General features: G+C 65.8%; 23 protein-coding genes. 18 read left to right on the forward strand and 5 right to left on the reverse strand.

The features are described from left to right. Window positions 1–45 precede the first annotated feature (45 nt). Window positions 46–2,223, reverse strand: coding sequence for a TonB-dependent receptor plug domain-containing protein (locus V8J55_RS07500; RefSeq protein ID WP_336445030.1), 2,178 nt, complete (start codon window positions 2,221–2,223; stop codon window positions 46–48). A gap of 250 nt (window positions 2,224–2,473) precedes the next feature. On the opposite strand from V8J55_RS07500, the gene V8J55_RS07505 reads away from it, so the two are divergent. The 9 genes from V8J55_RS07505 to V8J55_RS07545 all read left to right on the forward strand — a co-directional run bounded on the left by V8J55_RS07505 (window position 2,474) and on the right by V8J55_RS07545 (window position 13,380). Then, window positions 2,474–3,367 carry a MurR/RpiR family transcriptional regulator gene (locus tag V8J55_RS07505; RefSeq protein ID WP_336445031.1) on the forward strand — a complete coding sequence of 298 codons (894 nt, stop codon included), beginning with the start codon at window positions 2,474–2,476 and terminating at the stop codon, window positions 3,365–3,367. 639 nt (window positions 3,368–4,006) lie between these two features. Further along, window positions 4,007–6,451, forward strand: coding sequence for a TonB-dependent receptor (locus tag V8J55_RS07510; RefSeq protein ID WP_336445032.1), 2,445 nt, complete (start codon window positions 4,007–4,009; stop codon window positions 6,449–6,451). A gap of 111 nt (window positions 6,452–6,562) precedes the next feature. Next, on the forward strand, window positions 6,563–7,516 hold the full coding sequence (locus tag V8J55_RS07515; RefSeq protein WP_336445033.1) for a TauD/TfdA dioxygenase family protein: 954 nt from the start codon (window positions 6,563–6,565) through the stop codon (window positions 7,514–7,516). A 122-nt stretch (window positions 7,517–7,638) separates the two neighbouring features. Beyond that, a complete protein-coding gene (locus V8J55_RS07520) occupies window positions 7,639–9,312 on the forward strand; it encodes an arylsulfatase (protein WP_336445034.1) in 1,674 nt (557 codons plus the stop codon). A 110-nt stretch (window positions 9,313–9,422) separates the two neighbouring features. Next, the gene (locus V8J55_RS07525) at window positions 9,423–10,316 is read left to right on the forward strand and encodes a TauD/TfdA dioxygenase family protein (RefSeq protein ID WP_336445035.1); all 894 of its coding nucleotides are present in this window, start codon (window positions 9,423–9,425) and stop codon (window positions 10,314–10,316) included. Between the two features lie 2 nt (window positions 10,317–10,318). Next, entirely contained in the window at window positions 10,319–11,716 is a 1,398-nt protein-coding gene (locus V8J55_RS07530; RefSeq protein WP_336445036.1) for an FAD/NAD(P)-binding protein, read from the forward strand. Window positions 11,717–11,922: 206 nt separating this feature from the next. Continuing rightward, on the forward strand, window positions 11,923–12,528 hold the full coding sequence (locus V8J55_RS07535) for a hypothetical protein (protein WP_336445037.1): 606 nt from the start codon (window positions 11,923–11,925) through the stop codon (window positions 12,526–12,528). Then, a complete protein-coding gene (locus tag V8J55_RS07540) occupies window positions 12,455–13,060 on the forward strand; it encodes an RNA polymerase sigma factor (RefSeq protein ID WP_336445038.1) in 606 nt (201 codons plus the stop codon). Before V8J55_RS07535 ends, V8J55_RS07540 begins: the two co-directional genes overlap by 74 nt. Beyond that, window positions 13,057–13,380 carry a hypothetical protein gene (locus V8J55_RS07545; protein WP_336445039.1) on the forward strand — a complete coding sequence of 108 codons (324 nt, stop codon included), beginning with the start codon at window positions 13,057–13,059 and terminating at the stop codon, window positions 13,378–13,380. Before V8J55_RS07540 ends, V8J55_RS07545 begins: the two co-directional genes overlap by 4 nt. Before the next feature lie 11 nt (window positions 13,381–13,391). Here the strand turns inward: V8J55_RS07545 and V8J55_RS07550 are convergent, their stop codons facing one another. The 3 genes from V8J55_RS07550 to V8J55_RS07560 form a co-directional block, all read right to left on the reverse strand. Next, the gene (locus tag V8J55_RS07550) at window positions 13,392–14,111 is read right to left on the reverse strand and encodes a hypothetical protein (protein ID WP_336445040.1); all 720 of its coding nucleotides are present in this window, start codon (window positions 14,109–14,111) and stop codon (window positions 13,392–13,394) included. 14 nt (window positions 14,112–14,125) lie between these two features. Beyond that, window positions 14,126–15,337 carry a toxic anion resistance protein gene (locus V8J55_RS07555; protein WP_336445041.1) on the reverse strand — a complete coding sequence of 404 codons (1,212 nt, stop codon included), beginning with the start codon at window positions 15,335–15,337 and terminating at the stop codon, window positions 14,126–14,128. Window positions 15,338–15,404: 67 nt separating this feature from the next. Next, window positions 15,405–16,373 carry a bile acid:sodium symporter family protein gene (locus tag V8J55_RS07560; RefSeq protein ID WP_336445042.1) on the reverse strand — a complete coding sequence of 323 codons (969 nt, stop codon included), beginning with the start codon at window positions 16,371–16,373 and terminating at the stop codon, window positions 15,405–15,407. Between the two features lie 160 nt (window positions 16,374–16,533). Between V8J55_RS07560 and V8J55_RS07565 the strand changes: the two genes are divergently transcribed. The 8 genes from V8J55_RS07565 to V8J55_RS07600 all read left to right on the forward strand — a co-directional run bounded on the left by V8J55_RS07565 (window position 16,534) and on the right by V8J55_RS07600 (window position 23,807). Continuing rightward, window positions 16,534–17,184 carry a 5'-methylthioadenosine/S-adenosylhomocysteine nucleosidase family protein gene (locus V8J55_RS07565; RefSeq protein ID WP_336445043.1) on the forward strand — a complete coding sequence of 217 codons (651 nt, stop codon included), beginning with the start codon at window positions 16,534–16,536 and terminating at the stop codon, window positions 17,182–17,184. 75 nt (window positions 17,185–17,259) lie between these two features. After that, window positions 17,260–18,180 (forward strand): tetratricopeptide repeat protein, encoded by a 921-nt coding sequence (locus tag V8J55_RS07570; RefSeq protein ID WP_336445044.1) that lies wholly within the window; start codon window positions 17,260–17,262, stop codon window positions 18,178–18,180. A 101-nt stretch (window positions 18,181–18,281) separates the two neighbouring features. Further along, window positions 18,282–19,070, forward strand: a complete 789-nt coding sequence (locus V8J55_RS07575; RefSeq protein ID WP_336445045.1) for a hypothetical protein — start codon at window positions 18,282–18,284, stop codon at window positions 19,068–19,070. Window positions 19,071–19,174: 104 nt separating this feature from the next. Continuing rightward, entirely contained in the window at window positions 19,175–21,007 is a 1,833-nt protein-coding gene (typA, locus tag V8J55_RS07580; RefSeq protein WP_137889851.1) for a translational GTPase TypA, read from the forward strand. A 116-nt stretch (window positions 21,008–21,123) separates the two neighbouring features. Further along, window positions 21,124–21,627, forward strand: a complete 504-nt coding sequence (locus V8J55_RS07585; protein ID WP_336445046.1) for a hemerythrin domain-containing protein — start codon at window positions 21,124–21,126, stop codon at window positions 21,625–21,627. A gap of 154 nt (window positions 21,628–21,781) precedes the next feature. Further along, the gene (locus tag V8J55_RS07590; protein ID WP_336445047.1) at window positions 21,782–22,327 is read left to right on the forward strand and encodes an rRNA large subunit pseudouridine synthase E; all 546 of its coding nucleotides are present in this window, start codon (window positions 21,782–21,784) and stop codon (window positions 22,325–22,327) included. A gap of 118 nt (window positions 22,328–22,445) precedes the next feature. Further along, window positions 22,446–23,213, forward strand: coding sequence for a hypothetical protein (locus V8J55_RS07595; protein WP_336445048.1), 768 nt, complete (start codon window positions 22,446–22,448; stop codon window positions 23,211–23,213). A 96-nt stretch (window positions 23,214–23,309) separates the two neighbouring features. Further along, complete coding sequence (locus tag V8J55_RS07600) at window positions 23,310–23,807, forward strand: hypothetical protein (RefSeq protein WP_336445049.1); 498 nt, start codon at window positions 23,310–23,312, stop codon at window positions 23,805–23,807. 139 nt (window positions 23,808–23,946) lie between these two features. On the opposite strand, the gene V8J55_RS07605 is transcribed toward V8J55_RS07600, so the two are convergent. Then, the gene (locus tag V8J55_RS07605) at window positions 23,947–24,720 is read right to left on the reverse strand and encodes an SDR family oxidoreductase (RefSeq protein WP_336445050.1); all 774 of its coding nucleotides are present in this window, start codon (window positions 24,718–24,720) and stop codon (window positions 23,947–23,949) included. A gap of 122 nt (window positions 24,721–24,842) precedes the next feature. On the opposite strand from V8J55_RS07605, the gene V8J55_RS07610 reads away from it, so the two are divergent. Beyond that, on the forward strand, window positions 24,843–25,703 hold the full coding sequence (locus V8J55_RS07610) for an AraC family transcriptional regulator (protein WP_336445051.1): 861 nt from the start codon (window positions 24,843–24,845) through the stop codon (window positions 25,701–25,703). The last annotated feature ends 5 nt before the right edge of the window (window positions 25,704–25,708 follow it).

Genomic DNA, 25,708 nt, shown 5'->3' on the forward strand with positions numbered 1-25,708 from the left:
GGGGCTGTGACAGCGGCATGAACCGGGCTCTCCGAACCGGCCCGATCAGAACTGGGTCGAGAAGGAGACGTAGACCGCGCGCGGCTTGCCCTCGAACTCATAGCCATAGAAATATGCAGGGCTGTTGAGCGCAATCTCGCCGCGGATGAACGCCGAGCTGTAGCGCATGTTGCCATAGCCGTAGCGTTCGGCATATTTCTGGTCGAAGATGTTGACGACGCGCAGCTGGATCTGGTGCTGGCGCTCGTCCCCCAGACGGTAGCCGATCGACCCGTTGAGCAGGAAATAATTGCCGAAATTGTGGCGCAGCGAATTGTTGACGCCGCCCGTCGCATATTCGGGACCCTGATAGCGCGGGAAGAGCGTGACCGAGAAACGGTCGTCGGGGCTGGTCCAGCGGACGTTGCCGCCGATCATATATTCGGGGGTCTCGTTGATCTGCAGCTTGCTGCCGTCGAGGCGTGCCTTCTGCTTGGTGTAGTTGACGTTGAACGAAAAGCCCTTGCCGACGCGCACGTCGAGCTCGGCTGTGAGGCCGCGGATCTCGGTGATGCGGTCGTTGTTGAAATAGGTGTTGGGGGTGAGCCCTGACGTCGTCTGGATGCGGTTGGTGACGTCGGTACGGAACGCCCCGACCTCGGCATTCACCTCAACATTGCCGAAGCTCTGCGAGAAGCCGATGCCGCCGTTATAGGTCTCGGTTTCTTCGGTCTTGAGGTCGGGGTTGCCGACCAGCGTCGGGCTCTGGGCGAACAGTTCGTTGGTGCGCGGCAGGCTGTACGAGGTGCCGCCGTTACCGCGGATATAGAAGGCGCCGATCGGCTGGCGGAAACCGAATTTCCAGATCGTGCGCGACCCGAAGCTGTCGGCGAAATCGGTGCGCAGCGCGAGCGACAATTTGGTGTCGGGGCTGAACGGGATCACCGGGCGGAAATCGGCATAGACGCCGGTGATCGTGTTCGCCTTGTTCGAGATCGGGAAGACGGGGTCGGAGTCATTCTTGTACGACACGACCTGCACGCCCGCGACGACTTCGAGGATGCCCTGGAGCGACAGCGTGTTGCGGACGTTGAGCCCCATTTCGCGGAAACCGCCGACCTTTGAATCCTTGCCGAAGCCCTTGTTGGGGAAGGGCACCGACTTGCCCGTCGCGTCGCCGAAGCGGATCAGCTTGCCCGTCGTCGGGTCGGTACAGCCCGCTGGCGTCTTGCAGATTTCGGCGAAGGTCTCGGTGTTGTTGAGCCGCGGGTTGCTCCAATAGCCGGCAACCTCGGTGTAGAAATTCTCCGACCAGCGGCGGTCGAGCGAGAAATCGACGATCGGATAGCGGACGCGGTTCGGCGAATAGGTTTCGGCGTCGGGGAAGGGGTCGTGGAATTCGATCTGCGTATATTGGCCGTTGACCCGGAACTCGCTCTTGTCGTCGACCTTCCACAGATATTTGATGCCGATGTTGCTGCGGTTGAGCGGATAGTCCTGGATGCCGCCGGCCTTGGCGACATTGTCGACATAGGATTCGGGGGCGAAGATGCGCGGGCCGTCGGTCTGGATCGTGCCGCCATAGACCATCAGGCTGTGGCGCCCCTCGGGATCGATCGGGAAGCGCGCGTTGCCCCAGATTTCGCGCGTGTTGAACGCGCCATATTGCGCGCCGAGTTCGAACTTGCTGGTGCCGTCGGGGCGCTTGGTGACGAGGCTGATCACGCCGATGCCGCCGTTGCTGCCAAAAAAGAGGCTGTTGCCGCCGCGGAACACCTCGGCGCGCTCGATCATGTGCGGGTCGATCGTCGTCGATCCCCAGATATCCTCGAGCGCGGGGCCGCGGTCATACAGCGGCACGCCGTCGAGCACGACGAGCGTGTCGCGGTCGCTGCCGCCGTCGAGGCGGATCGTATATTCGCCCTCGTCGGGCGAATAGCCAATGTTCGCGCCCTTGATCAGGAACTGCGCGATTTCGGCGAAGTTGGTCGCGCCGGTCGCGGCGATCTCTTCGGAGGTCACGATCTGGACGGCGTTGCCAAATTCGACCGCCTGCGCGGCGAGCGGTGTCGCCTCGACGGTTGCGGTGCCGTTGACGATGATCTCGTCGCCCGCGTCCGAACCGGCATCGGCGCTGTCGGCGGTCGCCTCATCGACGGCGGCAAAGGCGACCGACGGCAGCGCGCTCGCCGACAGCATCAGGCCAAAAACCATGGCCGCACGAAATTTGGAAACCTTGTGCACAATCATGCCCCTTTTGAAGAATCCCGATCACATTCGGTGGGGCAGGGCGGCCGTATTCACGACTCGATGCTGCGCCGCACCAATGTGCGAGGCATCCGCTAGGGGCGGCATATGACAGTTGAGTGAAATTAGCTCAATTTTGTATTTAAATAAAAATGAGCAAATTGCACTTTCGGATCACTGCGATCTCGGCTAGTCTTCTCTGTCCCGCGGGGGCGGGCATGCGGATTCTGACGGAGAATTGCGTAAGATGAATGACAAGGGTGGGGCGCCGAAAGCGACGGGCGATGATCGGGCGCCGATCGAAAATGCGCTCGAACGAATGAGAATGGCTCATGGGAATATGGCGCGGGGCGCGCGGCGCATCGCCGACCATATTCTTGCGCAGCCCGAAGAGATCGTCCGCATGTCGATCACCGAGCTCGCCGAAGCGGTCGGGGTGAGCGAGGGCAGCGTCGTCAATTTCTGCCGCGGCATCGGTCTGTCGGGCTTCCAGCATCTGAAGCTCAGCCTCGCGCGCGAGGTCGTCCAGCCGGTGCAGTTCATCCACGAGGATGTCGGTCGCGACGACGATATGGACACGATCTGCCGTAAGGTCTTTCATTCGGGAATCCAGGCGTTGCGCGACTCGCTCTCGGTGCTCGATCCGCAGGCGCTCTCGCGTGCGGTCGAGGCGATCCGGACCGCGAAGCGCGTCGAAATCTATGGCATCGGCTCGTCGGCGCCGATCGCCGAGGACACGCATTACCGGATGCTGCGCATCGGGCTCGACGCGCGCGTGGTCACCGACAGCCATATCCAGGCGATCAGCGCCTCGCGCTGCGATCCCGACGTCGCGGTGCTGACGATTTCGCATAGCGGCGCGACGCATGAGACCGTTGCCGCGACGCGGCTGGCGAAAGAGGCGGGCGCGCGCACGATCGTCATCACCAATTTCGCGCGCTCGCCGATCCAGGCCTATGCCGATGTCGTCCTCTTCACCATGGCGCGCGAAACGCGCTTTCGCACTGAGGCGATGACGAGCCGGATCGCTCAGCTTTGCGTCGTCGACGCCCTGATCGCGGCGCTCGCGCTCGGCGACTATGACCATTCGATCGACACGCTGCGCCAGACTTTCGAAGTGCTCTCGATCAAGCGCTTCTGACCGGCCGGCGCGATCACTTCACGGGATTTATTGTCGGCGGATAAGTCTCGGCTTGTCCGCCGATAGATTTTCTTCGTCGCAAAAAGCGGCCTCCGCCGTTGACGAATCTAAAATCAATCGATTAAGTTGACATTGTCATTCGGGACTGGTCGAGACGAATGACGGGCTCTCCCCCTCGACCCGCGGCTTTTGACCGGGAAGCAGCTTGCTCCGCGTTACCAACGGCTAAAGCGCGTGATGCTCGGGCGACATCGCCAGGCATTGCGTTCCCCCCAGAAGGGGTATTGCGATGCGTATGTGTAGCAGCATCAGCTAGATCATCGCCGCGCGTTTGTGCGGGGTAGCGGACCGACCGCGCCCCGCTTCGCCGCGCGGCCTTCCAACATCTCCGGCCGCGCCTCCTCTCGCGAGACGTTGCGGCCTGACGTCCGGCGTCCGAGCGCCGGCGCGGGGAAAAATCATGCCTTTGCTGACCCAATCCGACCTGTCGGATCTGGCTCGCTATCCTGCGTCCCTGCGCAGCGCCGCCCGGGCGCTGTGGGGAGCGGAGCTGGCGGCTGCCCGGTCCGGCGCGGCGCACCGCGCCACCATCCATCACATCAAAAAGGGGGCGGGATCACCGCCCGGGGACCCAATATAATGAACCGTTTCTCTCCCGATCATCGTTTGAAGTTTCTGCTAGGTGCGGCGCTGTTGCTGCCCGCCGCTCCGGCCTTTGCCGCCGAAACCACCGCCGAGACCGGCGTCTCTGCCGACGCCGCTGTCGAAGAAGACGCGGCCGGTGCTGCGGTGGCAGCCGCTTCCGCGGCCTCGTACGACGGCGCCGAAATCATCGTGTCGGCGCGCCGCCGCGACGAAAGCGCGCAGGACGTGCCGATCGCGCTGTCGGTGGTCGGCGCCTCGCAGCTCGAGGCGACGGGCAACTACTCGCTGACGCAGATCCAGCAGATCGTGCCGAGCCTGCAAGTGTTCAGCTTCAACCCGCGTAATACCAATATCAACATCCGCGGGCTCGGCAGCAACGTCGCGCTGACCAACGACGGGCTCGAAAATGGCGTCGGCTTCTATGTCGACAATGTCTATTTCGGGCGCGTCGGCCAGTCGCAATTCGACCTGGTCGACCTGCAGCAGATCGAGGTGCTGCGCGGGCCGCAGGGGACTTTGTTCGGCAAGAACACGACCTCGGGCGCGATCAACATCACGTCGAGGAAGCCGAGCTTCGACCCCGAATTTTCGGGCGAGGCGAGCGTCGGCGATTATGGCTATTACCAGTTGCGCGGCTCGGCATCGGGGGCGCTGATCGACGATCTGCTCGCGGTCCGCGTCAGCGGCTCGGTGACCGAACGGCGCGGCTTCCTCTACAACGACACGCAGAACGAGCGCGCGCAGGATTATTCGAACTGGAGCGTGCGCGGGCAGTTGCTGTTTACCCCGACGTCGGATCTGGAGGTCCGCATCATCGGCGATTTTGCGCGGCAGAAGCAGAATCATGTCCTCAATGTCTTCGCCGATTATTTCGGTACCTATGCCAATGGCGCGGCGATCGCGAACAGCTTTGCCGAGCGCGCGGCGCGTTTCCCGGGTTACAGCTTTCCGACGATCGATCCTTTCGCGCGGCGCGGCGAGGCCGACAGCCATTATCAGTCGAATATGGACGGTTATGGCGTGTCGGGGCAGGTCGACTGGAACGTCGGCGCCGCGAAGCTGACCTCGATCACCGCATACCGCTGGTGGGACTGGAACCCCGCGAACGACGGCGATTCGACTTCGCTCCCCGTCATCGTCAAGGCGCAACAGTCGAACCGCCAACGCCAGTTCAGCCAGGAACTTCGCCTCGCGTCGGACAGCGACGGGCCGATCGATTATGTCGTCGGCGCCTATTACTTCTGGCAAGTGATCCGCGGCCGGGGCGCGAGCGCCTATGGCCCCGCCGCCGCGCTGTGGAACCGTCCCGCGACCTCGCCGATCCCGCTCGCCGCATGGGAAGCCGCGCTGAACGGCTTTGAGGCGAATTCGACCTCGGACCCGCGGACCAAAAGCTATGCTTTGTTCGGCCAGCTCGACTGGAAATTCACCGACCGGCTGACGCTGACCGCGGGCCTCCGCTACACGCACGAAAAGAAGAGCGGTTCGTTCACGCAATTCCACGTCGCGGGGACCGACCTGTCGACCCTGCCAGCCGGAATCGCGGCGCAGGCGGCGGCGCTCCGCGCGCAATTCAACCCGGTGACCAGCTATTCGACGGGCTTCAAGGACAACAGCGTGTCGGGGCTCGCGACCTTGTCGTGGCAGTTCAGCGACGATGCGCTCGCCTATGCGACCTATTCGCGCGGCAACAAGTCGGGCGGGCTCAACCTCACCAACCTGCCCGCCGGGATCGACCCCGACGTCGCGCCCGAAAAGGTCGACAGCTACGAACTCGGGATCAAGTCGCAATGGTTCGACAAGGCGGTGACGCTCAACGTCGCGGGCTATTGGACCGAGATCAGCGATTATCAGACCGCGATCACCGAGCAGGTGCCGAACACGGTCAACGTTCGCCAATATATTGCGAACATTCCCGGCGTGCGCTCGCGCGGGGTCGAGGGCGACCTCAGCTATGCGCCGAGCGAGCGCGCGAGCTTCTATGCTTCGGTCGCTTATGCCGACACGACGTACAGCGATTACCGGACCGCCCCGCAGGCGCCCGAGCGGCTGAACGAAGGTGGAATTCAGGATCTGACGGGCGAGCAGTTGCCCGGCGTTCCGAAGTTCACTTACACGCTCGGCGGCGATGTGTCGGCGCCGGTCGGCAATCTCGGCGGGCGCGATCTGTCGATCTATGCCCATGCCGATTATTCGCATCGCTCGTCGTTCAACACCTCGTCGAGCAACAGCATCTATGCCGATGTTCCCGCCTATGGGATTGCGAACGCGCGTATCGGTTTCAAGACCGACGACGGCCTGTTCGATCTGTCGCTCTGGGCGCGCAACCTGTTCGACAAGGATTATTTCCAGACCTTGTCGGCGCAGAACACCGGCATCGTGACCTCGCTGATCGGCGAACCGCGCACGATCGGCGCGACGCTGCGGACGAAGCTGTGATGGCCATGTCCGCCTCACTCGCGCGTGAACCACGCGCCCACCCCATTCGACGACCGCCCGCCGGGGCTCTTGCCGGATACCCCCGCCGTCCAACCCCCAAAGGAGACTGACATGACGGACCTTCACAACAGCTATGCCAATGCCCGCGACAAGACTATCGACCTCGACGTCACCCCGGTGACCGGCACGATCGGTGCGATCGTGAACGGCGTGCAGCTGTCGGGCGACCTGCCCGCGGCGACGGTGCAGGCCATTCAGGCGGCACTCGTGCGGCACAAGGTGCTTTTCTTTCGCGACCAGCAGCATCTGACCGATCAGGAGCATGAGGATTTCGCGGCGCTTCTCGGCGATCCGGTCGCGCATCCGACGGTGCCGGTTGCCGAAGGATCGCGCTACTTGCTCGAACTCGACAGCAAGGAAGGCTATGCGGCGTCGAGCTGGCACACGGACGTGACCTTTGTCGACGCCTATCCCAAGGCATCGATCCTGCGCGCGCTCACCATTCCCGAAGCGGGCGGCGACACGCAGTGGGCGAATGGCGAGACGGCATATGAAGGCCTGCCCGAAGTGCTGCGCCAGCTCGTCAACAATCTGTGGGCGACGCACACCAACCTCTATGATTATGCGTCGATCCTGCAGTCGGCGCCCGACGGCGAAAGCGCGGCGAAGCGGATCAAGGAGCATCGCAATGTCTTCGCCTCGACGGTGTACGAGACCGAACATCCGGTGGTCCGCGTCCATCCGGTGAGCGGGCAGCGGAGCCTGCTGCTCGGCCATTTCGTCAAGCAGTTCGTCGGGCTGAACGCGGCCGACAGTGCGCGGCTGTTCCAGACGCTGCAGGATCATATCACCAAGCCCGAAAATGTCGTGCGCTGGCGCTGGCGCGAGGGTGACGTCGCCATCTGGGACAATCAGTCGACGCAGCACCGCGCGACCGCTGACTTCGGCTTGCAGCGCCGGACGCTTCGCCGCGCGACGATTTCGGGCGAAGTGCCGGTCGGAATCGATGGGCGCAGCAGCCGCACCGTCCGCAAGGAAAAGGCGGTTCAATACGAACCCGCCTGACGAAATCGGCCGGCGCTTGTGGTTCTCCTCTCCCTTCCTGTGACTGCGCCGGCCCTGTCTGCGGCGCGCCCCGGTTTCATTCGCCCGGGCGCGCCGACCTTTTACCTTCGAAAGACCGCCCGATGACCCATGGTTCGCGTTTCGCCCGCTTCCTCTTTGCCGCGCTGATCGGCGCCGCCGCGACTATCGGGCCCGCGCAGGCGAAGGAGCGGCGGCCGAACCTGCTCGTCATCGTCGCCGACGACCTCGGCTATTCGGACCTTGGCGCGTTCGGGGGCGAGATCCGCACCCCGAACCTCGACAGGCTCGCGCTGAACGGCATCCGGCTGGCGGGCTTTCACACGGCGCCGACCTGTTCGCCGACGCGCTCGATGCTGCTCTCGGGCACCGACAATCACCGCGCAGGGCTCGGCACGATGGCCGAAATGATCCGGCCGAACCAGCAGGGCAAGCCGGGGTATGAGGGCTATTTGCGCAGCGACGTTGCGACGCTCGCCGAGCGGCTGGGCGCCAGTGGCTATCGCACCTTGCTGTCGGGCAAATGGCACCTTGGCCTGACCCCGGAGCAGGATCCGCATGCGCGGGGGTTCGAGCGCAGCTTTGCGTTATTGCAGGGCGGGCACAATCATTATGGAACCGACATCCAGCCCGAAGCGAGCCCCGGGACACGCGGGATCGCGACCTATCGCGAGGACGGCAAGATCGTCGCGCGCTTGCCCACGGATTTCTATTCGAGCGATTATTTCGCGACGCGGCTGATCGATTTTCTCGGCGAGCGGCCCGTGAAGGGGAAAGCCGGGCGGCCCTTCTTTGGCTATCTGGCTTTCACCGCGCCGCATTGGCCGCTGCAAGCGCCGGCAGAGGATATTGCGCGCTATAAGGGGCGCTATGACGAAGGCTTCGACGTGCTGCGCGCACGCCGCATTGCACGGCAGCGTGAGCTCGGCATCCTTGCGCCCGACGTTGTCGCGCATACGCCGCGCAACCGCGACGGCAGCTGGGATTCCTTGACCGCCGATCAACAGCGGCTCGCCGCGCGTAACATGGAAATCTATGCCGCGATGGTCGACCGGCTCGACCAGAATGTCGGGCGCGTGATCGAAACGCTGCGCGCCTCGGGCGAACTCGACAACACCGTGATCGTCTTCCTCGCCGACAATGGCGCCGAGGCGCTCGATGTCGAAACGACGGGCGCGCAGATGCTGGCCGGCTCGCTGAAGAGCGCCGACAACAGCTTCGCCAATCGCGGCGCGGTGTCGTCGTACCTCACCTATGGCGCGGGCTGGGCGCAGGCGGCCACCGCGCCGTCGTGGCTGACCAAGGGCTATCAGAGCGAGGGCGGCACGCGCGCGGTCGCGTTTATCAGCGGTGCGGGGATTGCAGCGCGCAAAGGGGCTGAAACACAATATCTCTCGGTCGCCGATATTGCGCCGACCCTGCTCGACCTTGCGGGCGCCGATGCGAAGGCGACGCAGGTCGCGGGACGCAAGGTCGTGCCGATCACCGGTCGGTCGTGGGCCGCATGGCTGAAAAATGCCGATGCACGCGTTTATGGGGCGGACGACGGCGTCGGCGCCGAGCTGTTCGGATCGCGCGCCTATCGCCGCGGCGACTGGAAGCTCACCGATGTCGGCGACGGCATCTGGCGATTGTTCGATATCGCGCGCGATCCCGGCGAAACGCGCGACCTGTCGCTCGCCCATCCCGACCACAAGGCCGAGCTTGCGGCGGCATGGGATCGTTATGCACAGGAGGTTGGCGTGATCCTGCCCGACGCCATCCCCTATCGACCATAGATCGTGCATATCATGCGTTTCGGCGCGTTAGGTCTTGTCAATCATATCAGTTGAGTTACTTTCGCTGTTCCGGGACGTATTTCCGAATCGAACGAGCGAAAGGACTGCCCATGGCCACGCAGCTGAACACCCCCGACCTGTTCGAGACCGCGCGATCGCTCGGCGTGGCGATTTCGCCCTCAACTCCGACGATCGGGGCCGAGATCGGCGGGCTCGATCTCGACCGACCGCTCTCGTCGGAGGAGGTTGATTTGCTCCGCGCCGCGTGGCTGCGTTTCAAGGTTATCTTCTTTCGCGATCAGGATATCAGCCACGAAAGCCATGTCCGGCTCGGCGAACTGTTCGGCGATCTCGAAGGCCATCCGGTGATCCCCTCGGTCGAAGGCTATCCCGAAATCCTCAAGATCGAAGGCGTCGAGGGTGTCCAGCTCACCGCCGAGACGCTCGCGCCGTTCCAGGCGTATAATAAATGGCACACCGACGTGACATTCCGCGAACGGCCATCGATTGCCTCGGTCCTGCGCGCGCGGCACCTGCCGCCGCTCGGCGGCGATACGATGTGGGCCGACACCGTCGCTGCCTATGCCGGGCTGCCGCAGCCGGTGAAGGACCGGATCGACGGGCTCGAGGCCGAGCATGACATCGTGCGCAGCTTCGGCGGCCGCGTGACCGAGGAAAAGCGCGCGCAGCTCGCGCGCGATTTCCCGCCGGTGCGCCACCCGGTCGTGCGCTCGCACCCCGAAACGGGCGGGAAGATTCTCTACGTAAACTACACCTTCACCAGCCGCATCGTCGGCGTGAGCGAGGAGGACAGCGACAGCCTGCTCCGCCTGCTCTTCGACCGGATCAAGGTGCCCGAATATCAGGTTCGTTTCCGCTGGACCCCGAATGCGATCGGCATCTGGGACAATCGCTCGACCCAGCATTATGCCGTCGGCGATTATTGGCCCGAATATCGCGCGCTCGAACGCGTGACGGTGTCGGGCGACGTGGTAACCCGATGAGGATGATCGAAGCCCAGCTTCATTCGCCGCGTCCGCGCTTTCGCACCGCGACGCGCGTCGCGATCGTCGGCGCGGGTTTCTCGGGGACCTTGCTCGCGATCAACCTGCTCGAACAGCCCGATGTCGAGGTCCTGCTGATCGAGCGCGACCGGCACCGGATGGGCGCCGGGGTCGCGTACAGCAGCACCGAAACCTCGCACCTGCTCAACGTCCGCGCCGGCAATATGAGCGCCTTTGCCGACCGGCCCGACCATTTCTGCGAATGGCTAGCCGCGCGCGGGCTCGGCTGCGAGGCGGCGTTCGTGACGCGCGCGACCTATGGCCGCTATTTGCGCGAGACGCTGCGCGCGGCGATGGAAAAATATGGCCGGCGGCTGAAGCTCGTCGACGACGAAGTGCTCGATATCGAGGAGAAGCGCGGGCAGGTCACGCTCGGGCTCGTCAACGGCGGGCTGATCGAGGCCGACCGCGCGGTGCTCGCGATCGGCAATCTGCCGCCGCACGACCCGCCCGCGATCGAGGGCGCGCACCTGCCGTCACATCGCTATATCGGCGATCCGTGGGCGAGCGCGTTCGAGGAGGGGCTGGGCAAAGAGGCGCCGCTGCTCGTCGTCGGCACGGGGCTCACCGCGGTCGACGTGATCCTGCGGCTCGTCGCGCAAGGCTTCGAAGGACCGATCACTGCGCTCTCGCGCCGCGGGCTGCGCCCGCATCGCCATATCGACGGCCTCCCGCGCCCCAAGCCGGTGCTTGCCAAACCCGCGCCCGATCTTTCCGAACTGGTGCGCTGGGCGCGGGGCGAAGCGAAGGACCGCGATTGGCGGCTTGTCGTCGATTCGATCCGCCCGATAACGCAGATGATGTGGTCGGCCGCCGATGCCGACAAGCGCGCGCGCTTCCTGCGCCATCTGCGCCCCTTCTGGGATGTCCATCGCCACCGGCTCGCGCCTGAGGTCGCCGACCGGATCGACGCGCTTGTCGCGTCGGGGCAGCTCCATTTCCGCGCGGGCAAGATCGCGCATGTCGCGGTCGAACCCGACGCGCTCGCCGTCGCGTGGCTGCCGCGCGGCGAAGCCGAGTTAATGACGACGCGCGCGGCGCGGATGATCAACTGCACCGGGCCGCAGGGCGATCTGCTGCGCTCGTCGGACCCGCTGGTGAAAAGGCTGCTCGGTGCGCGGCGGATCCGCCCCGATGCGCTCCGCCTCGGGCTCGATATCGACCGCGACGGGCATATTGTCGATGCGTCGGGGCGGTCGTCGGAACATATCCTCGCCATCGGTCCGATGACGCGCGGCGACCTGTGGGAAGTCGTCGCGGTCCCCGATATCCGCAATCAGGTGAGCGCGCTCGCGCGCCGCCTCGTCAACGCGCACTGGACGGGCGGCGAAGGGCTCTAGGCTCTTCGCCCCAAAATAATCTCTCCCCCTTGCATCCACCGGCGCGCGTCGTGGCGTCCAGTCCGTGATCGGCCACTGCGCCGGTCCGGGCGGTGGCGCCCCGAGGTGGTTGATATGCGCTCCCCGGTGCAGATCATCCCCGCCTTGCCGGAGGCCGCCGCCTGTGGTTTCACCATGCCGAAATGGCATGACGGGGAGATATGTTGATGGGTATTCTGATTGCCGCCGCGGCCGCTGCCGCCACTGCGTCCGCTCCCGCGGCGGCGCCCCCTGCGGTCACGACGATTACGGTGCCGGCCGGGGAATCGATCAGCGCCGAAGAGGTCGCCGCCTATATCAGCCCGCGCGAAGTCGCCTCTTATGTGCCTGCGCCCCCGCCGACCACCGAGCTGGTCGCGGTCAGCGACAGTTTCTTCAGCTGGCTCGAAAATATCACGATGGTCGCGCTGTTCGTCGTCGGCTTTTTCCTGCTCGCGCGGCTGCTCCACGCCTGGATGTTGCATCGCTCGATCCGCCGTGCGCTCGAGGCTAAGTCGGATGCGGTCAGCCCGCTGATCGACAAGCTCAACAAACCCTATGAGCATCTCGGCCCGCAAGGCGCCGGCGAACCGGCAGGCGGCGACGATCGCAACGCGCTCGTGCTGCTCGCGATCGGGCTCGCGATGGCGGGCTTCGGGCTGATCCAGGGGAATGAGCAGCTGATCCGCATTTCGGCGGGCGCCGCGCTCTTCCCTGCCTTTGTCGGCATCGCGCTCCTCGTCCGCCGCCGCCTCGCGCGCGCCGCGGCTGCTGAGGAGCGCGCCGCTGCGTGATGAGGACCGCGCCGATGAAGATTGGGCCCTCAACCAGCGTGTCGCCGGAGGAGATCGTGCCGCTTTCCAGCTTCTCGTGCTGCGGCACGAGGGGCGATTGCGCGCCTTCCTGTCCCGCGCCGCCGGATGCGACGCCGACGATCTGGCGCAGGAAGCCTTTGTCCGCGCGTGGCAGCGCGCGGGCGAATATCGGGGGCAGGGGAGTTATGCGGCGTGGGTCATGGGGATCGGCTGGCGGCTGTTCCTCGACCAGCGGCGCACCGCGCAGCGGCGCGAGGGACTCCTGGGAGGAGAGGATATCGCAAGCTCGGCCGATCCGCGCCCGGCAAGCGACGCCGCGATCGACGCCAACCGGTTGCTCGGCGCCTTGTCGCCGCAAGAGCGCGCCGCGCTCACCTTATGCTTCGGCCATGGCTGGTCGCATGGCGAGGCGGCGGCGATCATGGGCCTGCCATTGGGGACGCTCAAATCGCTCGTCTTGCGCGGGCGGGCAAAGGCGCAGAAGATGATCGGCGAAGGAGCGGACGCATGACGGCGCCGGACGATCAGAACATCGACGCGATGCTGGCCGCGATGCTGGCGCCGCCCGCGCGGCCGGGTGATCGCGGCTTTGCGGCCGGGGTCGAGCGCGCGATCGATGCGCAGGCGGCTTATGCCCGCGCGCGGAGGCGCTTCTGGCGCAGCTTTGCGTTCGAGGCGCTGGCGATCGGCGCGTTGCTCGCGGCGCTGTGGCTCTTGTCGTCGGCGCCCTTGCTCGCGCCGCTTGCCGGAGCGACGCATTGGGGGCTTGCGCCGCCGCTGCTGCTTATCCTGCTGCTCTGGTTCGGGACGCAGCGCTGGCGGCAAGCCTAGCGCGTCCGGCTTTAGCTGGCGGGCACATCCTCGCCATCGATGCCCTGATATTTAAGCTGGAGATAGCGTTCGCGCGTCGCGAGCTTGTCGAGCTCGCCCGCGGCGAGGCTGCGCGCGGCGTTGCCGATCTCGCTTTCGAGCATCTTCAATCCGCCGACGAGCGTCTCGTCGGGAGTGCGCCCGGCGTGCGCTTCGGTGCGGAGGCCCGCGGGAATGCGCTGATAGCCCGCGACGAGTTCGGGTAAATCCTCACCGACGAGCTTGCGGATATTCGCCGCTGCGGGGCTCGCCGCGTCGAGCGTCTGGAGCTGCGGCGCGAGCAGGTCGAGCTGGACGCCGATGCCGTCGACGAGCTGGCGCGCGGGGGCCGGGAGCGCGGGGCGCTGTGCCTCGAGCCAGATTTCGGTGCGGCCCGCGAGCTGCTTGAGGTCGGTCTTGGGCAGATCGGCCTGGCGCGGTTCGGGAAAGGGCGAGCGGCCGAACAGCACCGCGACCCCGATCAGGAGGATGAACAGCGCGAGCAGCCCGGTGAAACCGAGCGGCTGGATCAGTGCGCCGAACACCGCGGCGCCGATCAGCACGATCCCGCCCGCGATCAGCACACGGCCGAGCTTTTTATACAGGTGCTGACGGCGCAGCGCGACGCTCTTGGTGCCGATCGGGCGGCGGCGTTCGCGCGACCGTTCGATCGCCGAGGCGGCCGAAATGCGGATCTTGTCGACTTCGCTCATGCTCATATTTTGCCTTAGCCTTCGAGCGACGCGAGCGGGCTGTCGGCGCCGCCGACGCTGGCCTGCGCCTGGCTCGCGCCCTCGGCGCGCGCGATATAGCCCTTCGACTTCGCGACCTCGCCCTCGAGCGTCGTCACGGTCGTCTTCATGCTGTCGAGCGCCTTCAGCTTGAAGGTGTCGATCGCGTCCATCGTGTCATAGATATTCTGGAACGCGCGCTGCAGCGTTTCCATCGGGATCGTGCTCGACGCCGCCTGTTCGTGGATGCGCGCGGTGTTGTCCTTCAGCATCTTCGACGTGCCGTCGATGATGTTCGCGGTTGTCGTGTTGAGCGCGGTGATCTGTTCGAGCACCAGCTTCTGGTTCGTCATCGCCTGCGCGACGGTGATCGCGGTCTTGAGCGCACCGACGGTCGTCGTCGAGGCGCGGTCGACGCCCTTCACCAGCTCGACATTATTCTTTTTGACGAGGTCGAGCGCGAGATAGCCTTGCACCGTCACCGCCATTTGGGTCAGCAAATCCTGCGTCCGCTGGCGCGCATAGAAAAGCGCATTCTCGCGGATCACCTTGGCTTTCGCGGGATCGACGCCGTCGAGTTCGGTCGCCTTGGCTTCGAGCTTGGCGTCGAGCGTGCCCGCGATGTGGACCATCTGTTCGAGCTTGCCCATCGCTTCCCACAGCTTGCGGCGCTCGACGTCGATCGCGGCATTGTCCATCAACAGCTCATCCTTGCCGTTGGCGAGCGCGGTCAGGATGCCGCCGATATGCGTCTGCGCGCTGCGGTATTGCGCGAAATAATTGCCCACTTTGTTGCCGAGAATCTTGTCGAAAAAGCCGCGCTTGCTCAGAAGCTTGCCGTTCGCCGACGGGTCGAGCCGCTCGACGGTGTTGCGAAGCTCGATCAGGTTCATCCCGATGTCGGTGTCGCGGTCCATCGCCTTGATCGGGCGGTCGAGGAAACGGTTCGACTGGTTCGCCGCCTCCAGCATTTCCTTGCGGCCCATGTTGGTGATCTGGTCGACCTTCTGGCCGAAGGCGGGCGAATTGACGTCTTGCGCGACGAGGTCGTCGATGAAGCCGTCGACGCGTTCCTCGAGCTTCGATTTCTGCTCGGTCGACAGCGGCACCAGGCCGGCGGCCTTTTCAGGGGAAACCGCGGGCACGGGATCGGGCGGGGTCAGCTTCAGCTCGTCGGTCGCGGTTGCCGTCGCGGTCAGTTCGCTCATTCGTCTTCCTTCCAGCCACCCACAGAGAGAATTTGGGCCGCCTGCCTATATGGCATGCGGTCCTGTGTTATTCAAGTACCACACCCTGTCCCGACCGCAGCACCGGCGCGATCCACGCGGACAGGATCAGTTGCGCCATATGATAGACGAGGATCGGAACGAGCACCATGCCGGCGATGGCGGGCGGGAAAAGCGTCGCGGCGAGCGGTGCGCCGACCGCGATGCTCTTTTGCGCCCCCGAAAAGAGCAACGTGATGCGGTCGGGCCGTGCGAGCTTCAGCAGCCCGCCGAGTGCCCACGCGCCGCCGAACGAGAGCGTAAGCAGCGCCGCGACCGCGGCGAACACGATGGCGATCTCGCGCGCGTCGAGCAGGCTCCAGATCCCCGCGACGACGGCGGCCGAGAAAGCGACATAGACCGCGATCGCGATCGCGGTGCGGTCCATGAAGGTTGCAAGCCCGCGGTGCGCGAGCACCCACGGCCGCAGCCAGCGCTGCACGAGTTGCCCGGCGACGAACGGCACGAGCAGGATCGAAACGATGCGCAGCACCGCCTCACCATGGATCTCGCCCGCACTGCCCGCGAGCAGCGCGAAGAGCAGGGGCGAGAGCGCCACCCCGCTGAGGTTGAGCAGCGCCGCCGCGACGACGCTCGCCGCGACATTGCCGCCCGCAAGGCTGCTCGCGGCGGTCGCCGACTGGACGGTCGAAGGCAGGATGCCGAGGAAGAGAAAACCGAGCGCGAGCGTCGCGGGGAGCAGCGGCGCGGTCGCCGCCTGCGCCGCGAGGCCGAGCAGCGCCATAAAGCCGAAACAGAAAGCGAGCGCGCTTCCTTGCAGCTTCCAGTTGCGGATGCCGTGCAAAACCTCATCGCGCGGCAGGCGTACGCCGTTGAGGAAGAAGAGGAAGATGATCGCCGCGGTCGAAACGCCTCCCGCGATTGGCACCGCGGCGCCGCGCACCGGGAGCAGGCTCGCGAGCAGGATTGTCGCGAACAGGACGGGGACGAAGCGGTCGGGAAAGATGCGGGTGAGCATTGAGTTGAGCGATGGCGGGGAGACGCGCGCTTGGCAAGACCCCGTGTCCCTGCGAAGGCAGGGGCCCATCTCCTGGCTGTTCCATGTTGAACCGGTCGGAGATGGGTCCCCGCCTTCGCGGGGACACTGGCGTTTGTGATCTGCGGGGTTAGAAGCAGCCATGGCCCATATCCTGATCCTCGCCGCGCTGCCCGAAGAGGCCGATGCGCTGTTTCCCGGCACCGGCGAGCGCGTCGGCGGACTGTTTGCCGAACGGCGGCTGGCCGTCGCGGGCCACAGACTCACCATCGCAACGTGCGGGCTCGGCAAGGTGAACGCGGCGCTTTGTGCGGGCGCGTTGGCGGGCGATGCCGATATGCTGCTGATGATGGGAACGTGCGGCTCGCTGGGCGCGGCGCCCGGCGCCTATTGGCTCGCCGAGGCACTGCAGCATGATTATGGCGCCAGCCAGCCCGGCCTTTTTCGCCGCTACCGCGCGGGCGAATGGCCGATCGGCGAAGCCGGGGAGGCGCATTTTTCGGCGGTGGCCGACCCCGGCCTCGGCTTGCCGCACGCGCGCATCGCGAGCGGCGACAGCTTTGTCGCGTGCCCCGATGCCGCTGCCGACCTAGCGGCGCTCGGCGCGACACTCGTCGATATGGAGGTCGGAGCGGTGGCGCAGGTCGCGGCGCGGCTGGGCAAGCCCTGGGCGGCGATCAAGGCGGTCACCGACGAAGCGAACGGCGACAGCGCGGGCGATTTTCACGCCAATCTCGTCCGTGCCGCGCGCGTCGCCGGGCAGGAGGTCGAGCGGCTGATCGCGATGGTCTGACCGTCGCTTCCTCGTTCCGCGAGGGCCGCATTTGTGATAGGCTGGCGCCCGTATCGACCGCGGGAGAGACTCGTCATGCGCTATCGATCTTCACTATCCATCGCCGCTGCTTGCGCGCTCTTCGTCGCGCCGCTCGCCTTTGCTGCGGGTGGCGGCGGAGGGGGCGGCAGCGCACCGCCGAGCCAGAGCAGCTACGACCCAACGGTCGATTACAAGAAAGGCGCTGACGCCTTCGCCTCGGGCAAATATGACGAGGCGGCGAAAGCGTTCAAAAAGGTCGTGTCCGCGGTCCCGAAGAACCCCCAGGCCAATTATCTGCTCGGCGCGAGCTATATGGCGCAGGGCGATTTCTCGCGCGCGGTGAAGCCGCTCGAAGCCGCGGTGCGCTATGACGAGAAGATGGTCGTCGCGCGCCGCGACCTCGGCATCGCGCAGGCGAAGCTCGGCAAGACGGAAAAGGCGGCCGAGCAGGCCGCGGCGCTGAAGGCGATGCAGGAAGGCTGCGGCGGCACCTGCGCCGATGCCGCGAAGCTCGCCGATGCGGTTGCTAAACTCGATGCGGCGGTGGCCGCGGGGCCGCAGGTGCAAAGCGCGGTCGAGCCCGAGGTGCGGCTGGCCGCGGCCGAGACGCTCGATGCGACCTATGTTGCCGCCGTTGGCCTGATCAACGAGCATCGCTACGAAGCCGCGATCGCCAAGCTCGACGCGGCGCTGTGGGCGGCGGGGCCGCATCCCGATGTGCTGACTTATCTGGGTTTCGCGAACCGCAAGCTCAAACGCTATGATGCGGCCGAGACCTATTATCGCGAGGCGCTCGCCATCGCGCCGACGCATCGCGGCGCGCTCGAATATTATGGCGAACTGAAGCTCGAACGCGGTGACGTGGCGGGCGCCAGGGCGCATCTGGCAAAGCTTGAGGCGATCTGCGGTTTCGGCTGTCACGAGGTCGACGAGCTGAAGCGCTGGATCGCGGCGGGGCGTTCATCCGCAAGCTGACCGCGTTCGCGGCGCTGCTCGTCGGGGTCGCGGCGACGCGGGATGCGCCGCCGGCTTTCGAGCAACTGCGCTGGACCGCGCCGGGGTCCGAACAGGCGCTCTTGTCGGAACAGCCCGCGACCTGTCTTGCTAGTGACACGCAGCTTGTCCGTAGTGGACGCGCCTTATTCAGCACACCGACCTTGCTCGGCGGGCAGGCGGCGAAGGCGGGGCTGAGCTGCGCGAGCTGCCATATCAATGGGCGCGGTAATCCGCATTTTCTGCTCGCGGGCGTGTCGGCGGCGCCGGGGACGGCCGACGTCACGAACAGTTTCTTCAGTGCGGCGCGCGGCAATGCGCGGTTCGATCCCGTTGCGATTCCCGATCTCGCGATGCCGGGAAAGGTAGCGCGCGATCCCGATACGCGTGTGCTCGAAGCCTTTGTTCGCAACCTAATCGTCGAGGAATTCGGCGGGCAGGAGCCAACCCCCGCGATGCTCGACGCGCTGGCCACCTATGTTCGCGCGGTGCGCGCCTGTCCCGGCGAGCCGAGCGTTGGGCGGCGTCTCGGCGATCAGCTTTCGGCTATCGGCGACGGCGTCGCGGGCGCAGAGTTGATGCTGGATCGCGCCGATCCGCAAGGCGCGCGGCTCGCGATTGCGGCGATGCGCCATCAACTTGGTTTGATCGCCGAGCGCTACGCGGGGCCGGGCTTTGGCCGCGAGCGCGCGGCGCTACTCGGCGCTTCGCGCGAATTGCAGGTGATTGGCGATATGCTCGACCTCGCCCGGATCTCGCCCGCTCTCGAACGCTGGAAAGCCGATTTCAACAAGGGGGTGGCAAAGCGGTTGCGCCGCGCGGAGGGCCGCTCGCTCTACAATGCAGAGCATTTGGCGCGATCGCTGCGATAAAGCGCGCCATCGGCAATCATGTTGCGCCGCAGCACCCATTCTGTTAGGGGCGCGGCGTTTCGCGGCGCTCCGGGCGCTGCCCCCTTCCAATAAGGCCCTTCCGCATGTCTTTGCGCAATATCGCCATCATCGCGCACGTCGATCATGGCAAGACCACCCTCGTCGACCAGCTGTTCCGCCAGTCGGGCACGTTCCGCGACAACCAGCGCGTCGAAGAGCGCGCGATGGATTCGAACGATCTGGAAAAGGAACGCGGGATCACCATCCTGGCGAAATGCACCTCGGTCGAGTGGGGCGAAGGCGCCGACCTGACGCGCATCAACATCGTCGACACCCCGGGCCACGCCGACTTCGGCGGTGAGGTCGAGCGCATCCTCAGCATGGTCGACGGCGTCATCCTGCTCGTCGACGCCGCCGAAGGCCCGATGCCGCAGACCAAGTTCGTGACCGGCAAGGCGCTCGCGCTCGGCCTCAAGCCGATCGTCGTCGTCAACAAGATCGACCGCAGCGACGCGCGCGCCGCCGAAGTGCTCGACGAGGTGTTCGAACTGTTCCTGACGCTCGAAGCCAATGACGAACAGCTCGACTTCCCGATCCTCTACGCCTCGGGCCGCGGCGGTTTCGCCTCGGACAGCCCCGACGCGCGCGAAGGCACGCTCGAGCCGCTGTTCAAGACGATCGTGTCGCACGTCCCGACCCCGGGCCTGCCCGAAGACGCGCCCTTCACCTTCCTCGCCACCCTGCTCGACCGCGACAATTTCATCGGCCGCATCCTGACCGGCCGCGTCCAGTCGGGCACGGTTAAGGTCAACCAGCCGATCCACGCGATCGACATGGACGGCAAGGTCATCGAAACCGGCCGTGCGTCGAAGCTGCTCGCGTTCCGCGGGCTCGACCGCGTTCCCGTCGAGGAAGCGCGCGCGGGCGACATCGTCGCGATCGCGGGCCTCGCGCAGGCGACCGTCGCGAACACCATCGCCGACACCAGCGTCAGCACCCCGATCGCCGCGCAGCCGATCGATCCGCCGACGCTGTCGATGCGCTTTGCCGTGAACGATTCGCCGATGGCGGGCCGAGAGGGCAGCAAGGTGACGAGCCGCATGATCCGCGACCGCCTGTTCCGCGAAGCCGAAACCAATGTCGCGATCCGCATCACCGAAAGCGCCGACAAGGACAGCTTCGAAGTCGCGGGCCGCGGCGAGCTTCAGCTCGGCGTGCTCATCGAAACGATGCGCCGCGAAGGCTTCGAGCTCGGCATCAGCCGTCCGAAGGTCCTCTATGGCGAGGACGAGGCCGGCAAGCGCACCGAACCTTATGAAACCGTCGTGATCGACGTCGATGACGAACATTCGGGCACGGTTGTCGAGAAGATGCAGGTCCGCAAGGCCGACCTCACCGACATGCGCCCGTCGGGTGGCGGCAAGACGCGGATCACCTTCTCGGGTCCCTCGCGCGGCCTGATCGGCTATCATGGCGAATTCCTGTCCGACACGCGCGGCACCGGGATTATGAACCGTCTGTTCGAGAAGTACGGCCCGTACAAGGGCGTGATCGAGGGCCGCAAGAATGGCGTCCTGATCTCGAACGGCAATGGCGAAGCCGTCGCCTATGCCTTGGGCCCGCTCGAAGAGCGCGGTATCCTCTTCGTCTCGCCCGGCGAGGCGCTGTATGAGGGCATGATCATCGGCGAAAATGCGAAGCCCGACGACCTCGAGGTCAACCCGATGAAGTCGAAGCAGCTCACCAACTTCCGTTCGACGGGCAAGGACGACGCGATCCGCCTGACCCCGCCGAAGCGCATGACGCTCGAACAGGCGATCGCCTATATCGACGATGACGAGATGGTCGAAGTGACCCCGAAGAATATCCGCATCCGCAAGACGCTGCTCGACCCGCATGAGCGCAAGAAAGCATCGCGCAAGAAAGAAGCGGCGTAATTACAGTATCGGCGGTAGCGCTGCGTTTTTTGTGAACGCGGCGTTACCGGCGGTTCAATTCTTTTTTCACGCGACAAGCATAGCATCCGACTCTCCTGCACAGAGGAGAGATGGCGATGACGATGCGCGTGGAAATCGAACGGCTCAGGAACGAGCATCGCCGACTGCTCTCGCTCGCCGGTCATTTGGGACGCCATGTCGCGGGGGCATTCCCGCACGATGCGAAAGCGCGCGAGGATTTCAACGCGGTGCGCACGCGGTTCCGCACCGAGCTGATCGCGCATCTGAAGCGCGAAGACTGGGTGCTCTATCCCTCGCTTCTTGCCAGCGGTGACCGCCAGCTGACCGACACCGCGCAGAATTACGTCGACGAAATGGGGCATATTTCGGAGGCGTTCACCGATTATAGCCGCCAATGGCTGCCCGACGCGATCGCGGCGGACTGGGCGGGCTATTGCGCCGCGACCAAGGGGATACTCGAAGCGCTTGCCGCGCGCATCGAGCGCGAGGACGCAGGGCTGTATCCGCTGGCGCTGACCGTTGAGGCGGTCAATGCTCAGGGCGGGCGTCCCGGCAGCAGCCCCGATACGGGCGCGGCGGCGCAGCCGTCCGCCTTCTGACCGCCGTCGGACGGGCAACAACGGCTTGAATTGACGTCCGGCGAAGCGCATGAGGGCGGGGCGCCAGCGGCGGGGAGTCGTCCGCCGCTCCGGTTCGATGCACGTCAGTCCTCCGCATCGGGTGGCGCATTTCCATCCTGTGGGAGTCCAAGCGTTGGGACGGTTGATCCTGTTCAACAAGCCGTACGGCGTGCTCAGCCAGTTCACCGATCGCGGCACGCCCGAGGCGCGCGCGACGCTGTCCGACTATATCGACGTGCCCGGCGTCTATCCGGCCGGGCGGCTCGACCGCGATAGCGAAGGCCTGCTGATCCTGACCGACGACGGCGCGCTGCAGGCGCGCATTTCGTCGCCGAAGCACAAGACGCCCAAAACCTATCTGGCGCAGGTCGAGGGCGAGCCCGACGCGGCGAGCCTCGATCAGCTGCGTGCCGGAGTCGAACTGAACGATGGCATGACGCGCCCCGCGACCGTCCGCCGCATCGACCCGCCCCTGCTGTGGGACCGCGACCCGCCCGTGCGATACCGCAAGAGCGTTCCCGACAGCTGGATCGAACTGACGATCACCGAAGGCCGCAACCGCCAGGTTCGCCGCATGACCGCCGCGGTCGGCTATCCGACGCTGCGGCTGGTGCGCTGGCGGATCGGGGGGTGGGAGCTTGGCGCGCTGGCGCCGGGGGAATGGCGCGAGGTCGGGTGAAAGGTCCGCGCGCAATTTCGTGGTCGAACGGCGCCGCCCTTGTCAAAGGCCTGGTGCCCCACTATCCGTCGCGAACCTGGCCCCAGGCGCCCCGACCAGCCGACGCCGCCACCAAAGATTGCTTCAGCTGAGCCCTGTTCCAGCCACTCCCTATGTCGAACAGCTCAGCATCGGGGCGGGGCGCCGCACGCTTGCCATCAGCCTGGCGGTTCTGATCCCCGCGCTCCTGCTGCTCCTGCTGCTCTCCTTTGGCTTTGAAGCGGAGCCCGACTATCGCGAGACGCGTGTCAGCGTGGTGAGCCTCGAGGCCAGCCAGATTTCAGCGGAAGCGCCGAAACCGAGCAGCGCGAAGCGCGAGCAGGCCGAAGAGCCGCCCGTGCCGCCGCGGCCGGTAGCCGAAGAAGTGCTGCCCCCGCGACCCGTGGAGCCGAAGGTCCCGCCGATCATAACGAAGCCGACCGAACAGCCGCCCGCGCCGGCGCTTCCGCCGACGCCGGTTCGTCCGCCGAGCGGGAAGGTTTATGGGCCGCCCAACACCGGCGGCGGCTCCTCCGCCTCGCGCGACACCGAGCGGGTGGGGACGGCTCCCAATGGCGAGCCGCTCTATGCGGCGGCCTGGTATCGCGAGCCGAGAGACGATGAGCTTCGCGGCTATTTGTCGACCGCCAGCGGGCCCGGATGGGGGCTGATCGCTTGCCGCACTGCGCCCGATTATCGCGTCGAGGATTGCGTCGGGCTCGACGAATATCCGAACGGATCGCAGATCAATCGCGCGGTGCTCGCCGCGGCGTGGGCGTTCCAGGTGCGGCCCCCGCGCCTTGGCGGACGGCCGCTGGTGGGCGCCTGGGTCCGGATCCGGATCGATTACGGGGTCAGGCGGCGTTAGGGGCGGGAAGCTGTCAATGGCGGCGCGGGCGGCAATCCGTGGCCATTCTTCGGCCGTATTTCAGGGCGAGGATCGGGTTTCAGGGAGGGGCATCCAATGACCATGAAATCCATCGCCGCATCGCTTGCGCTGCTGTCCTGCTGCGCGTCGCCGCTCCACGCCCAGACGATCGAGGGCAGCGTTCCTCTGAACGGCGCCGGTCCGGTCGCGACGGGGGGCTTTGTCGGCGCGCGCCTGCGCATCCCGCTCGGCGGAACGAAAAGCGACGAGGCACGGAAGCTTCGCGTCGGCTTGACCATGGCGCCGATGCAGCGGAGCGACGGGGCGGGGCTGAAGGGCCCCGCGTGGCGCATTGGCGAGGGGCTCGAATTCGGCTTTTCGGGCGATGAGCGATCGCCGCATCTCTCGCTCGCCGGGCAGCGGCTGACACCGGCGCACTATGCGCCCGGCCGGTCGACGCCGGCGAAGGGGCGCAGCAACATGTCCGACGCGGGGACCGTGGCGGTCGTCGTCGGCGGTCTCGCCCTCCTCGCGGGGGTCGGGCTGCTCGTCGCCCTCGATGCGTCGGACGACCCTGACCGCTGCTGCGAATAATCGCGGCGGCCGGACTGTGACGGCTCCGGTCAGGCCGGGCGCCGATCGATTCGGCTTTTCCGACAAATCGGGCGGATAGCGCGGAGGTGCGCCATCCGCCCGGCTGTCCCGGCCGCCGGGATAGCGGCAGGGGGAGGGGTCACTTGGTCGTGTAGCCGCCGTTGACGAGGATCGTCTGGCCGGTCATCCACCAGCCGTCCGATACCAGCATACGGATCCACGGCACGATATCCTGAATGTCGGTGAGCCCGGTCTTCGTGAAGGCAGAGAGCGCCGCGGCGGACTTGTGATAGGCCTGCGCATCCGCGCCCTCGGCGGGGTAGAAGAAGGGGGTGTCCATCGGACCGGGGCCGATCGCGGTCACCGAAATGCCGCGTGTCCCGAACTCTTTCGATGCGGCGCGGGTGAAATGTTCAACCGGCGCCTTGGTCCCCGCATAGGCGGCGTAGAAGGGCGTGTAGGCGCCGAGCAAAGATGTAACGAGCGTGCAGATTTTGCCATTGTCGTTCACATGTTTGCCCGCCTCCTTCAGGAAGAAGAAGGCGGTCTTCGAATTGACCGCCGTCATCTCGTCATATTCGCCTTCGCTGATCTCGGTGAAGGGCTTTTTCAGCACCTTGCCGACAGTGTTGATCGCGATGTCGGGGCGGCCGATCGCGGCGATCGTGTCGGCGAAAAGCTTTTCCATCGCAGCGGCGGACGTGAGGTCGGCCTGAAAGGCGACCGCCTCGGCCCCGGTGGCGCGGATCGCGGCGAGCGTTGCCTCGGTCTCGGCGGCCGAGGCGCCGCTGTTGTAATGCACCGCGATCGCCCTCGCGCCCTGCGCGGCGAGGTCGCGTGCGATGAGGCCGCCGAGATTCTTGCCGCCGCCCGCGATGAGGACGGTTTTACCCTGGATGCTGTGATCGGCCATTTTGGTCTCCTTGGTCGTTGATTATCCAAGGCTAAGGCGCTTTCGCCTTGTCCGCTTTCAAATTCCGGCACAATATTCGAATATTATCTTCGGCGAGTCGTGGGGGCTCGCAAGGTGGGTGATTGACCGAAGCCGCAACCGTCTGGGATGGTATCAGGCCGCGATCGGGGCGCGACGTCGTCGCGCGGTATCAGGCGCAGATCGGTCGGCTCGCTGTTCTTGCCGCAACCGAAAATCTGGAGCAGCCCACCGACTGGGCGTTCGAGGAAGATCATCATATCGTCGTCGTCCACCTGGGCGGCCGGCTCGACCAGATGGAGTGCGAGTTTTCGGTCGGGCCCTCGGGTCCGGTGCTGCCGTCGCGCGGCGATCTGTGGGTGATTCCGGCGGCGTGCCGCTATGCCGCGCTTGCGCAAGGCGAGCGGGCGGAGTTCGTCGAACTGCGCGTGCCGATCGCATTGCTCGCCGATGCGCCGCTCGCCGCGCGGGTCCGCCATCGCGACGATGTCCTCTTTGATGGGGCGGCGCGGCTGTTCGAATTGATGCACAACGCCGACGACGATCTGGCACGAATGGCGGCGCATGAGGTTGGCGATGCGCTCGAGCAACATCTGCGTCGGTTCTATGGCTATCGCGAGCGGGTGCCGGGGCATCGTGCCCTGTCGGCGTCGGATCGCAACCGCCTCGTCGATGCGATCCGCGGGCAGCTCGATGCGGAGCATAGCCTTGCCGGACTGGCGTCGTTGGTCGGCTTCGACGTTCGCCGCTTCACCGAAGCGTTCCAGCAGGCTTTCGGCCTGTCCCCTTGGCAATATGTGATGCGTGCGCGGCTCGACGAGGCGGCGCGCCGCCTGTGGTATGGCGAGGAGCCGGTGACCGAGGTGGCGTTGGCGACGGGCTTTGCGTCACCCAGCCATTTTGCGACGGCCTTTGTGCGGCGGTTCGGGGTGCCGCCGACGCGCTATCGCGCGGCTGCGCAATAGCAGTC

The sequence above is a fragment of the Sphingopyxis sp. CCNWLW2 genome (assembly GCF_037095755.1).
Taxonomy (GTDB): Bacteria; Pseudomonadota; Alphaproteobacteria; order Sphingomonadales; family Sphingomonadaceae; genus Sphingopyxis.